General features: G+C 57.2%; 22 protein-coding genes. All 22 read left to right on the top strand.

Going from position 1 to position 9,470, the window contains the following annotated elements; all coding sequences use genetic code 11:
• Positions 1-81, top strand: an 81-nt coding sequence (locus GQF03_RS04960) for an EF-Tu C-terminal domain-related protein (RefSeq protein ID WP_206673076.1), incomplete at its 5' end; no start/stop codon positions are given.
• Positions 82-136: 55 nt separating this feature from the next.
• Positions 137-451, top strand: coding sequence for a 30S ribosomal protein S10 (rpsJ, locus tag GQF03_RS04955; RefSeq protein WP_161315724.1), 315 nt, complete (start codon positions 137-139; stop codon positions 449-451).
• 5 nt (positions 452-456) lie between these two features.
• Complete coding sequence (gene rplC, locus GQF03_RS04950) at positions 457-1,221, top strand: 50S ribosomal protein L3 (protein ID WP_161338051.1); 765 nt, start codon at positions 457-459, stop codon at positions 1,219-1,221.
• Between the two features lie 12 nt (positions 1,222-1,233).
• Positions 1,234-1,854: a 50S ribosomal protein L4 gene (gene rplD / locus GQF03_RS04945; RefSeq protein WP_161338050.1), complete on the top strand. Its 621-nt coding sequence runs from the start codon at positions 1,234-1,236 to the stop codon at positions 1,852-1,854.
• The gene (locus tag GQF03_RS04940) at positions 1,851-2,144 is read left to right on the top strand and encodes a 50S ribosomal protein L23 (protein WP_161338049.1); all 294 of its coding nucleotides are present in this window, start codon (positions 1,851-1,853) and stop codon (positions 2,142-2,144) included. The genes rplD and GQF03_RS04940 overlap by 4 nt, the downstream gene beginning before the upstream one ends.
• 3 nt (positions 2,145-2,147) lie before the next feature.
• Entirely contained in the window at positions 2,148-2,984 is an 837-nt protein-coding gene (gene rplB, locus GQF03_RS04935; RefSeq protein WP_161338048.1) for a 50S ribosomal protein L2, read from the top strand.
• 9 nt (positions 2,985-2,993) lie between these two features.
• Positions 2,994-3,272 (top strand): 30S ribosomal protein S19, encoded by a 279-nt coding sequence (gene rpsS, locus GQF03_RS04930; protein ID WP_161338047.1) that lies wholly within the window; start codon positions 2,994-2,996, stop codon positions 3,270-3,272.
• Between the two features lie 2 nt (positions 3,273-3,274).
• The gene (gene rplV, locus GQF03_RS04925) at positions 3,275-3,655 is read left to right on the top strand and encodes a 50S ribosomal protein L22 (RefSeq protein ID WP_161338046.1); all 381 of its coding nucleotides are present in this window, start codon (positions 3,275-3,277) and stop codon (positions 3,653-3,655) included.
• Positions 3,655-4,365, top strand: a complete 711-nt coding sequence (gene rpsC, locus GQF03_RS04920) for a 30S ribosomal protein S3 (RefSeq protein WP_161338045.1) — start codon at positions 3,655-3,657, stop codon at positions 4,363-4,365. The genes rplV and rpsC overlap by 1 nt, the downstream gene beginning before the upstream one ends.
• 16 nt (positions 4,366-4,381) lie before the next feature.
• Positions 4,382-4,801 carry a 50S ribosomal protein L16 gene (gene rplP / locus GQF03_RS04915; RefSeq protein WP_161338044.1) on the top strand — a complete coding sequence of 140 codons (420 nt, stop codon included), beginning with the start codon at positions 4,382-4,384 and terminating at the stop codon, positions 4,799-4,801.
• Positions 4,802-4,803: 2 nt separating this feature from the next.
• Complete coding sequence (gene rpmC / locus GQF03_RS04910; RefSeq protein ID WP_161338043.1) at positions 4,804-4,995, top strand: 50S ribosomal protein L29; 192 nt, start codon at positions 4,804-4,806, stop codon at positions 4,993-4,995.
• 11 nt (positions 4,996-5,006) lie between these two features.
• Entirely contained in the window at positions 5,007-5,231 is a 225-nt protein-coding gene (rpsQ, locus tag GQF03_RS04905) for a 30S ribosomal protein S17 (protein ID WP_161338042.1), read from the top strand.
• 46 nt (positions 5,232-5,277) lie between these two features.
• Positions 5,278-5,646, top strand: coding sequence for a 50S ribosomal protein L14 (gene rplN, locus GQF03_RS04900; RefSeq protein ID WP_161338041.1), 369 nt, complete (start codon positions 5,278-5,280; stop codon positions 5,644-5,646).
• Positions 5,646-5,969, top strand: coding sequence for a 50S ribosomal protein L24 (gene rplX / locus GQF03_RS04895; protein WP_161338040.1), 324 nt, complete (start codon positions 5,646-5,648; stop codon positions 5,967-5,969). The genes rplN and rplX overlap by 1 nt, the downstream gene beginning before the upstream one ends.
• Positions 5,970-5,980: 11 nt before the next feature.
• Complete coding sequence (gene rplE, locus GQF03_RS04890) at positions 5,981-6,529, top strand: 50S ribosomal protein L5 (RefSeq protein ID WP_161338039.1); 549 nt, start codon at positions 5,981-5,983, stop codon at positions 6,527-6,529.
• Between the two features lie 18 nt (positions 6,530-6,547).
• On the top strand, positions 6,548-6,853 hold the full coding sequence (gene rpsN, locus GQF03_RS04885) for a 30S ribosomal protein S14 (RefSeq protein ID WP_161338038.1): 306 nt from the start codon (positions 6,548-6,550) through the stop codon (positions 6,851-6,853).
• 12 nt (positions 6,854-6,865) lie between these two features.
• Entirely contained in the window at positions 6,866-7,264 is a 399-nt protein-coding gene (gene rpsH / locus GQF03_RS04880; RefSeq protein WP_161338037.1) for a 30S ribosomal protein S8, read from the top strand.
• Between the two features lie 8 nt (positions 7,265-7,272).
• Positions 7,273-7,806, top strand: coding sequence for a 50S ribosomal protein L6 (gene rplF / locus GQF03_RS04875; RefSeq protein ID WP_161338036.1), 534 nt, complete (start codon positions 7,273-7,275; stop codon positions 7,804-7,806).
• A 9-nt stretch (positions 7,807-7,815) separates the two neighbouring features.
• A complete protein-coding gene (gene rplR, locus GQF03_RS04870) occupies positions 7,816-8,178 on the top strand; it encodes a 50S ribosomal protein L18 (RefSeq protein WP_161338035.1) in 363 nt (120 codons plus the stop codon).
• Positions 8,179-8,189: 11 nt separating this feature from the next.
• Entirely contained in the window at positions 8,190-8,729 is a 540-nt protein-coding gene (rpsE, locus tag GQF03_RS04865; RefSeq protein ID WP_161338034.1) for a 30S ribosomal protein S5, read from the top strand.
• A gap of 4 nt (positions 8,730-8,733) precedes the next feature.
• Positions 8,734-8,919 carry a 50S ribosomal protein L30 gene (rpmD, locus tag GQF03_RS04860; protein WP_161338033.1) on the top strand — a complete coding sequence of 62 codons (186 nt, stop codon included), beginning with the start codon at positions 8,734-8,736 and terminating at the stop codon, positions 8,917-8,919.
• A 36-nt stretch (positions 8,920-8,955) separates the two neighbouring features.
• Complete coding sequence (rplO, locus tag GQF03_RS04855) at positions 8,956-9,435, top strand: 50S ribosomal protein L15 (RefSeq protein ID WP_161338032.1); 480 nt, start codon at positions 8,956-8,958, stop codon at positions 9,433-9,435.
• The last annotated feature ends 35 nt before the right edge of the window (positions 9,436-9,470 follow it).

Here is a 9,470-nt window from a genome sequence, read left to right as displayed (position 1 = left end):
ATGGACGAGGGTCTGCGCTTCGCCATCCGCGAAGGCGGACGCACCGTCGGCGCCGGCGTCGTCGCCTCCGTAACCGCTTGATTTTTCTGGCAGCCCTTTGGGGCTGCCTTGTTTCTCTTCTGGAGTGGCCAGAGTAATGGAAAACCAAAATATCCGCATCCGCCTGAAGGCATATGATCATCGTGTACTCGATGCGTCGACAGGTGAAATTGTAAATACGGCGAAGCGCACGGGAGCCCAGGTTCGCGGGCCTATTCCGTTGCCGACGCATATCGACAAATATACGGTCCTTCGCGGTCCGCATATTGACAAGAAGTCGCGTGAGCAGTTCGAAATCCGGACGCACAAGCGCCTCCTCGATATCGTTGAGCCGACACCGCAGACGGTGGATGCACTCATGAAGCTGGACCTCGCCGCAGGCGTCGACGTGTCCATCAAGTTGTTGGGGTGATCGCAATGCGTAGTGGATTGATCGCAAAGAAACTGGGGATGACCCGGGTTTTCGCGGAAGACGGGACCCATATTCCGGTAACCGTTCTGGCCGTCGATAACTGTCAGGTCGTTGCTCATCGTACCGCCGAGAACCATGGCTATAACGCCCTGCAGCTCGGTGTTGGCAAGGCGAAAGTCAAGAATGTCACCAAGGCGATGCGCGGCCATTTCGCGAAGGCCGAGGTCGAGCCGAAAATGAAGCTTGCCGAATTCCGTATTCAGGACGACGCATTTGTCGACGTCGGCGCGGAACTGACGGCGGATCATTTCGTGCCGGACCAGTTTGTTGACGTCGTTGGCACCAGCATCGGTAAGGGCTTCGCGGGCGCCATGAAACGGCACAACTTCGGTGGCATGCGTGCCTCTCATGGTGTGTCCGTATCCCATCGCGCCCATGGTTCCACCGGTCAGTGTCAGGATCCGGGCAAGGTCTTCAAGGGGAAGAAGATGGCCGGTCATCTTGGCGCGGCGCGGGTGACGACGCAGAATTTGAAAGTGGTTTCGACGGACAAGGATCGCGGACTGGTTCTCCTCAGAGGGGCGGTTCCGGGGGCCAAGGGGTCCTGGGTTTATGTCGCCGATGCAGTCAAGAAGGCACGGCCGGACAATGCGCCTTACCCTGCGGCATTTGTCGCCAAGGGTGGTGCTGCGGATCCGGTCGGGAACGTCGCCGAGGCGGATGCGCCTGTCGATGAGACCGCCGTTGCCGATACCGCGACGGAAGAGTAAAGGACGGCTGAAATGAAGGTAAATGTAATCAACCTCGAGAATAAGAAGGCCGGCGATATCGAGCTTGCCGATGACGTCTTTGGCCTGGCGCCGCGGGCGGATCTTCTGCAGCGCATGGTGCGGTACCAGCTGGCGGCTCGCCGGGCGGGTACGCACAAGATCAAGGGTGTCGCGGAAGTATCCGGCACCGGCCAGAAGCCGTTCAAGCAGAAAGGCACCGGCCGCGCCCGTCAGGGACAGAAGCGGGCGCCGCATCAGCGGGGCGGCGGTGTCGCGCATGGTCCGGTTGTCCGCAGCCACGCCCATGACCTGCCGAAAAAGGTTCGCAAGCTGGCGCTCAAGACCGCGCTGTCAACCAAGCAGGCCGAAGGCAAGCTGGTGATCGTCGACGAGTTGAAAGCCAAGGATGTGAAAACGAAGTTGATGGCCGGAAAATTCAAGGCACTCGGCTGGGATTCGGCGTTGATCGTCGATGGCGCGGAAATGGAAAAGAATTTTGCGCTTTCCGCCCGCAACCTGCCCAAAGTGGACTTGCTGACGTCAACCGGCGCCAATGTCTATGACATTCTGCGCCGTGACACTCTCGTGCTGACGAAAAGCGCAGTGGAAAGCCTGGAGGCTCGACTGAAATGAATCAGGAAAATCTTTATGACATCCTGCTTGGCCCGGTTGTGACTGAAAAGTCGACGATGGGGTCGGAGTTTAATCAGGTGACATTCCGTGTTGCTCTGGATGCTACGAAACCTCAGATCAAGGAAGCAGTTGAAAAACTGTTCGATGTCAAGGTCACGAACGTGAACACCAACCGCACCAAGGGTAAGGTAAAGCGTTTCCGGGGCCATATCGGCAAGCGGTCTGATTACAAGAAGGCAGTTGTGACCCTTGCCGAGGGTCAGGCCATCGATGTGACGGCGGGGATTTAAACTATGGCGTTGAAGAACTACAAACCGACGACACCTGCGCAGCGGGGGCTGATCCTTGTTGATCGCTCGGACCTGCACAAGGGAAAGCCGGTCAAGGCCCTTACCGAGGGATTGTCCGGAAATGGCGGTCGCAATAACTATGGCCGGATCACCGCGCGTCGCCGCGGCGGCGGGCACAAGCGGACCTACCGTATCGTGGATTTCAAGCGGAACAAGTTTGACGTCCCGGCAACGGTGGAGCGGCTTGAGTATGACCCGAACCGGTCAGCCTTTATCGCGTTGATCCGCTATGAAGATGGCGAGCAGGCCTATATCCTGGCGCCGCAGCGTGTTTCCGCGGGCGACAAGGTGGTTTCGGGCACCAATGTCGACATCAAGCCGGGCAATGCCATGCCGATGAAGAATATGCCGGTCGGCACCATCATCCATAACGTGGAGATGAAGCCGGGCAAGGGCGGGCAGCTGGCCCGTGCAGCAGGCACCTATGTGCAGCTGATCGGTAAGGACGCCGGCTATGCGCAGCTTCGCCTTGCCTCCGGCGAGCAGCGGATTGTTCCCGGCGAATGCCTGGCGACGGTCGGCGCCGTGTCCAATCCGGACCAGAAGAACATCAAGCTGGCGAAGGCAGGCCGCTCGCGCTGGCTCGGCAAGCGTCCGTCGGTTCGCGGTGTCGCAATGAACCCTGTCGATCATCCGCATGGCGGTGGTGAAGGCCGGACCTCCGGTGGTCGCCATCCGGTATCTCCATGGGGTGTGCCGACGAAGGGTAAACGGACTCGTTCAAACAAGTCCACGGATAAAATGATCATGCGGCGCCGTCCGCTGAAGCGGAAGAAGTAGGAGCGCTCTATGGCACGTTCTGTTTGGAAAGGCCCTTTTGTCGACGGTTATCTGCTGAAGAAAGCGGAAACCGCGCGCGAAGGCGGCAGAAAACAAGTAATCAAGACCTGGTCTCGCCGGTCGACGATCCTCCCGCAGTTTGTGGGACTTACCTTTGGCGTTTACAACGGCCAGAAGTTTGTTCCCGTGCTGGTGGACGAAGACATGGTGGGCCATAAGTTCGGGGAGTTTTCTCCCACGCGGACATATTACGGCCATGCGGCCGATAAAAAGGCTCGGAGAAACTAATCATGGGTAAGCAGTCTCTCAAGCGGCAATTGAAAGATACGGAAGCCCGCGCCGTCGGCAACCGCATCCGCGTAAGTCCGCAGAAATTGAACCTCGTAGCGGGCCTTATTCGCGGCAAGTCAGCAGAGGCGGCGTTGACGGAGCTCACTTTCTCGAAACGGGGCATCGCACCGGAAGTCAAGAAAGTGCTGCAGTCGGCAATTGCCAATGCGGAAAACAATCATCAGCTGGACGTGGATCAGCTGTATGTCTCGGAAGCTCATGTCGGCAAGTCCCTGGTGATGAAGCGCATGCGGCCGCGGGGACGCGGGCGGGCAAGCCCAATTCTGAAACCTTTCAGCAATATCACGATTGTTGTTCGTGAGCGCGAGGAGCAAGAGTAATGGGTCAAAAAGTAAATCCAATTGGCCTCAGGGTCGGTATTAACCGGACATGGGATTCGCGCTGGTACGCGAAGGATGATTACGCAAAGCTGCTGCATGAAGACGTGCGCATTCGCGCCTATCTGGAAAAACAGCTGGAGCAGGCAGGCATCAGCAAGATCGTGATCGAACGCCCCGCGAAAAAGGCGCGCGTCACCATCCATTCGGCCCGTCCCGGCGTGATCATCGGCAAGAAGGGCGCGGATATTGAAAAGCTGCGCTCCGCCATCGCCAAGATGACGAATTCCGAGGTGCATCTCAATATCGTCGAAGTCCGCAAGCCGGAAATTGACGCGAAGCTTGTCGCCGAGAATATCGGTCAGCAGCTGGCTCGCCGCGTGTCCTATCGCCGGGCGATGAAGCGCGCCGTTCAGTCAGCGCTTCGTCTTGGCGCCGAAGGCATCCGGATCAACTGCGCCGGCCGACTTGGCGGTGCGGAAATTGCCCGGACGGAATGGTATCGCGAAGGCCGTGTACCGCTGCATACGCTGCGGGCGAATATCGACTATGGAACCGCTTCGTCTTTGACCACCTATGGGATCATCGGGATCAAGGTCTGGATCTATAAAGGCGAGATTCTGGAGCATGATCCGATGGCCCAGGACAAGCTGATGGAAAAACAACAGGCGGGTGGCCGCCCTGCGGGCCGCTCCGGCGGTCGGCGTAACTAAGTAAAGGGGTGATGTCATGCTTCAACCGAAGCGCACAAAATTTCGCAAAGCCCATAAAGGGCGCTTGAAGGGCGTAGCAACTTCGGGTACAACGCTGAACTTCGGCGCTTATGGCCTGAAAGCTGTTGAGCCCGGGCGTATTACCGCGCGGCAGATCGAGGCAACTCGGCGTGCGGTGACCCGTCATATCAAACGTGCTGGACGTGTCTGGATTCGCATCTTCCCGGACGTTCCCGTATCCAAAAAACCTACCGAAGTCCGGATGGGTAAGGGTAAGGGATCGCCGGAATATTGGATGGTCCGCGTGCAGCCTGGAAAAATTATGTTCGAACTGGACGGTGTTCCGCTCGAGATTGCCCGCGAGGCGTTCGAGAGGGGATCGGCCAAGCTGCCGATCAAGACCCGTTTCGTGACCCGTCTTGGTGAAGGGGATTGACCATGAAAGCACAGGATTTACTGGGCAAAACGGCTGATGAGCTGAAAGCGGAACTGCTTCAGCTGAAGAAGGAACAGTTCAATCTGCGCTTTCAGAAAGCCAGTGGCCAATTGGAAAATACGGCGCGCCAACGCCAGGTGCGGCGGGATATCGCCCGCATCAAAACCGTGATGTCAGCTAACGCTGCGTCTTAGGAGAGAGAAAGATGCCAAAGCGTATCCTGCAAGGAACCGTTGTCAGCGACAAGAATGACCAGACTGTCGTTGTCAAAGTCGATCGTCAAGTGATGCATCGGCTGTACAAGAAATACATAGGCAAGTCGAAGAAGTACCATGCCCATGACGCGAAGAACCAGTTCAAGGTAGGCGACACCGTCCGCATTCAGGAATGTGCCCCCTATTCGAAGCTGAAGCGTTGGGAAGTCCTTTAACGTCGCTTAAGTAGCAAGTGTTGATACCAAACAAAGGTAAACGACTATGATTCAGATGCAAACCAACCTGGATGTCGCCGACAACTCCGGCGCGAGGCAGGTGCAGTGCATTAAGGTTTTGGGCGGCTCCAAACGGAAAACCGCTTCTGTCGGTGACGTGATTGTCGTCTCCGTGAAGGAAGCCATTCCGCGCGGCCGTGTCAAAAAAGGTGACGTGCAGAGAGCCGTCATCGTGCGCACGAAAAAGGAAATCCGCCGCCCTGACGGGACGGCGATTCGCTTCGATTCCAACGCCGCTGTGCTGATCAACAAGCAGGGCGAGCCGGTCGGGACCCGTATTTTCGGCCCGGTCACGCGTGAGCTGCGGAGCAAAAACTACATGAAGATTATTTCCCTTGCGCCGGAGGTTCTCTAATGGCTGAAAAATTCGCAGTGAAAAAGGGCGACAAGGTTGTCGTTCTCACGGGCAAGGACAAGGGCCGTTCCGGCGAGGTGCTGAGCGTTCTTCGCAAGGACCGCCGCGTGCTCGTTTCCGGTATCAATATGGTGAAACGCCATACCAAGCAGAGCCAGACGGACCAGGGTGGCATCGTCGAGAAAGAAGCGGCGATCCATATTTCGAATATTGCCCTGCAGGATCCGAAAGACGGCAAGGCAACCCGGGTAGGTTACAAAACTCTTGATGACGGCCGGAAAGTTCGCTTCGCTAAGCGCTCCGGCGAAGTCATTGATATTTAAGGGGCAGTTCGATGACGACGCCAAGACTTAAAACGCTTTATAATGAAACGCTGCGTCAGCAGCTTCAGGACAAGTTCGCCTACAAGAACGTGATGGAGATCCCCAAGCTGGAGAAGATCGTCATCAACGTCGGGTGCGGCGAAGCGGTCGCCGATTCCAAGAAAATCAAATCGGTCGAAAGCGAGCTTGCCAAGATTTCCGGACAGAAGCCGGTTGTCACCAGCGCCAAGAAATCCATCGCGACGTTCAAGCTTCGCGAAGGGATGCCGATCGGTGCCAAGGTGACGCTGCGCAAGAACCAGATGTATGAATTTCTGGACCGGTTGATCAACATCGCGCTCCCGCGGGTGCGTGATTTCCGCGGTGTGTCCGCAAAGAGCTTCGACGGACGTGGTAACTACGCCATGGGCCTGAAGGAGCAAATCGTCTTCCCGGAAATCCATTACGATGATGTAACGGATGTAAGGGGAATGGATATCGTGATCTGTACGACAGCGAAAACCGACGAGGAAGCCCGCGAGCTTCTCAGCGGTTTCAGCATGCCGTTCAAGATCAATTGATCCAAGGAGTTAATTGAAATGGCTAAGAAAAGTGCTGTCGAAAGAGACCTGAAGCGCCGCCGCATGGCTGACAAATATGCAGCCAAGCGGGCGGAGTTGAAGGCGATCAGCAAGAACGAAGAGCTGCCGCAGGAAGAGCGTTTTGCCGCCCGCCTGAAGCTGGCCGCGTTGCCGCGGAACTCTTCGAAGACCCGTCTTCGCAACCGTTGCGAACTGACCGGTCGTCCGCGCGGTGTGTACCGTAAATTGAAACTTTCCCGTATCGGCCTGCGCGACATGGCGTCCAATGGCCAGATTCCGGGCATGGTCAAGTCGAGCTGGTAGGGAGATAGAGAGATGTCTTTAAGTGATCCCCTCGGCGATATGCTGACCCGTATCCGTAACGGTCAGCGGGCCATGAAAAGCTCCGTCACGAGCCCGTCTTCGAAACTGCGCCTGAATGTGCTTGAAGCACTGAAGCGCGAAGGTTTCATCCGCGGCTATGAAGTGTCGGAAAAGGAAAAGGGCAAGCCCGAAATCACCATTGAACTGAAATATTATCAGGGCAGGGGCGTGATCGAGCATGTCAGCCGGGTTTCCAAGCCGGGCCGCCGGATTTATTCGGGCGTGAAGGAGCTGCCGACGATTCGCAATGGTCTCGGCGTTGCCATCCTTTCCACTCCGAACGGCGTTTTGTCGGACAACGAAGCACGCGAAGCCCATGTCGGCGGCGAAGTGCTTTGCAAACTGTACTAGGAGGTATCATGTCTCGAATTGGAAAACATCCGGTGACGATCCCTTCAGGTGTTGATGTCCAGCTTTCCGGCAGCGACGTAACGGTAAAGGGCAGCAAGGGCGTGATGAACATGACCTTTGTCGATGATGTCATCGTCGATCGTGAAGACGATAAAATCTGGGTCAAACCCCGTAACGACAGCGCGCGTGGCCGTCAGATGTGGGGTATGCAGCGCACGTTGCTGAGCAACCTGGTCGAAGGCGTCTCGAACGGCTTTACGAAAACGCTCGAGGTTGTCGGCGTTGGTTACCGCGCGGCGGTTCAGGGCAAGACGTTGAAGCTGAACCTCGGGTTCAGCCATGACGTGGATTTCCCGATCCCCGACGGGATTGAGATCAAGTGCCCGTCACCGACCGTGATTGAAATTTCCGGCGCAGATAAGCAGCAGGTTGGCCAGGTTGCGGCCGTTATCCGCTCCTATCGGAAACCGGAGCCTTACAAAGGCAAGGGTGTCAAATATGCGGATGAATATATCTTCCGCAAAGAAGGCAAGAAGAAGTAGGAACCGACCATGGCAAATTCAAAAGAGTTGTTCGACCGCCGTCGGCGGAGAAACCGGACCCAGCTTCGCAAGGTGTCTTCTGGCCGTCCGCGGCTTTCCGTACACCGGACGTTGCAACAGATTTATGTGCAGGTCATCGATGATGCACAGGGCAAGACCCTGGCGTCGGCCTCCACACTTGAAAAGGATCTGCGCAGCAAGCTGAAAAGCGGCGGCAACGTTGCGGCCGCAGCGGAAATCGGCAAGCTGATTGCCGAGCGGGCGATCAAGGCCGGCGTTAAGGAAGTCGCATTCGATCGCGGCGGTTACAAATATCATGGCCGGGTCAAAGCCCTTGCCGATGCTGCCCGCGAGGGCGGCTTGTCCTTCTAGGGGAATTGACGATGTTGAGACCTGAGCAAAGTGAAAAAGGCGATTCAGAATTCGTCGATAAGCTGGTTTACATTAACCGTGTAGCCAAGGTGGTAAAGGGCGGCCGTCGGTTCGGCTTTGCGGCACTTGTTGTTGCCGGCGATCAGAAAGGCCGCGTTGGCTATGGTCACGGCAAGGCCCGCGAGGTTCCGGAAGCGATCCGCAAGGCTACCGAAGCAGCAAAACGCAACATGGTTCGCGTGCCGCTGCGCGAGGGCCGGACGCTGCATCATGACGTGCAGGGTCGTTTCGGTGCGGGCCGCGTGGTTCTTCGCTCCGCTCCGGCCGGTACCGGCATCATTGCCGGTGGTCCGATGCGTGCCGTGTTCGAAACCCTGGGTGTGCAGGATGTGGTGACGAAGTCGATCGGCACCTCCAACCCCTACAACATGGTGAAGGCGACGTTCGAGGCCCTCAAGGCAATGAGCTCGCCCCGCATGGTTGCCGCGAAACGCGGCAAGAAGGTTTCCGAGGTTGTCGGCCGCCGCGGCGCCGAGGCAGGAAAGGAATAGGTCGATGGCTAAAGCAACGATCAAAGTCACTCAGACGGGCAGCCCCATCGGCCGCCCGAAGAACCAGCGGGCGACGCTCGTCGGTCTGGGTCTGAATAAAATGCACCGTACGGTCGAGCTTGAGGATACCCCCGCCGTTCGCGGCATGATCCGCAAGGTGAATCATCTGGTACAGGTTGACGAAGCCTGACAGGGCTCAGCCGGTCTGATTTAAGGAATATTGAACATGCGTTTGAATCAACTTGCCGACAACGAAGGCGCCAGCAAAAAACGGATGCGCGTTGGTCGCGGTATCGGTTCCGGAAAGGGCAAAACCTCCGGATCGGGCCAGAAGGGTCAGAAGTCGCGGTCCGGCGTCGCCATCAAGGGATTTGAAGGTGGCCAGATGTCGATTTATCGCCGGCTGCCGAAGCGGGGCTTCAAGAATATCTTCAGCAAGAACTTCGCCGTGGCCAATCTCGGCCGGGTGCAGGCTGCGATTGACGCGGGCAAACTCGATGCGAAGGCAACCGTTACTGCGGCGACGCTGCAGGAAGCCGGTGTCGTCGGGAAAATCGGTGACGGCGTCCGTCTCCTTGCAAAAGGCGAATTGAAGGCCAAATTAAACTTTGAAGTCGCCGGCGCGTCGAAATCTGCCATCGAAGCAGTCGAGAAGGCAGGCGGCAAGGTAACCGTCCTGGCATCCAGCCCGGCAGCAAGCGAATAATCATAATCGGCGGACGCGGCATAACGCCGCCCCTT

It is taken from the genome of Sneathiella chungangensis (assembly GCF_009882935.1).
GTDB classification, from domain to species: domain Bacteria; phylum Pseudomonadota; class Alphaproteobacteria; order Sneathiellales; family Sneathiellaceae; genus Sneathiella; species Sneathiella chungangensis.
This window is presented reverse-complemented; position numbering and strand designations above follow the sequence as displayed.

Coding starts and splice junctions, on each gene's coding strand:
- rpsJ (WP_161315724.1), top strand. CDS start 137: ATGGAAAACCAAAATATCCGCATCCGCCTGAAGGCATATGATCATCGT.
- rplC (WP_161338051.1), top strand. CDS start 457: ATGCGTAGTGGATTGATCGCAAAGAAACTGGGGATGACCCGGGTTTTC.
- rplD (WP_161338050.1), top strand. CDS start 1,234: ATGAAGGTAAATGTAATCAACCTCGAGAATAAGAAGGCCGGCGATATC.
- GQF03_RS04940 (WP_161338049.1), top strand. CDS start 1,851: ATGAATCAGGAAAATCTTTATGACATCCTGCTTGGCCCGGTTGTGACT.
- rplB (WP_161338048.1), top strand. CDS start 2,148: ATGGCGTTGAAGAACTACAAACCGACGACACCTGCGCAGCGGGGGCTG.
- rpsS (WP_161338047.1), top strand. CDS start 2,994: ATGGCACGTTCTGTTTGGAAAGGCCCTTTTGTCGACGGTTATCTGCTG.
- rplV (WP_161338046.1), top strand. CDS start 3,275: ATGGGTAAGCAGTCTCTCAAGCGGCAATTGAAAGATACGGAAGCCCGC.
- rpsC (WP_161338045.1), top strand. CDS start 3,655: ATGGGTCAAAAAGTAAATCCAATTGGCCTCAGGGTCGGTATTAACCGG.
- rplP (WP_161338044.1), top strand. CDS start 4,382: ATGCTTCAACCGAAGCGCACAAAATTTCGCAAAGCCCATAAAGGGCGC.
- rpmC (WP_161338043.1), top strand. CDS start 4,804: ATGAAAGCACAGGATTTACTGGGCAAAACGGCTGATGAGCTGAAAGCG.
- rpsQ (WP_161338042.1), top strand. CDS start 5,007: ATGCCAAAGCGTATCCTGCAAGGAACCGTTGTCAGCGACAAGAATGAC.
- rplN (WP_161338041.1), top strand. CDS start 5,278: ATGATTCAGATGCAAACCAACCTGGATGTCGCCGACAACTCCGGCGCG.
- rplX (WP_161338040.1), top strand. CDS start 5,646: ATGGCTGAAAAATTCGCAGTGAAAAAGGGCGACAAGGTTGTCGTTCTC.
- rplE (WP_161338039.1), top strand. CDS start 5,981: ATGACGACGCCAAGACTTAAAACGCTTTATAATGAAACGCTGCGTCAG.
- rpsN (WP_161338038.1), top strand. CDS start 6,548: ATGGCTAAGAAAAGTGCTGTCGAAAGAGACCTGAAGCGCCGCCGCATG.
- rpsH (WP_161338037.1), top strand. CDS start 6,866: ATGTCTTTAAGTGATCCCCTCGGCGATATGCTGACCCGTATCCGTAAC.
- rplF (WP_161338036.1), top strand. CDS start 7,273: ATGTCTCGAATTGGAAAACATCCGGTGACGATCCCTTCAGGTGTTGAT.
- rplR (WP_161338035.1), top strand. CDS start 7,816: ATGGCAAATTCAAAAGAGTTGTTCGACCGCCGTCGGCGGAGAAACCGG.
- rpsE (WP_161338034.1), top strand. CDS start 8,190: ATGTTGAGACCTGAGCAAAGTGAAAAAGGCGATTCAGAATTCGTCGAT.
- rpmD (WP_161338033.1), top strand. CDS start 8,734: ATGGCTAAAGCAACGATCAAAGTCACTCAGACGGGCAGCCCCATCGGC.
- rplO (WP_161338032.1), top strand. CDS start 8,956: ATGCGTTTGAATCAACTTGCCGACAACGAAGGCGCCAGCAAAAAACGG.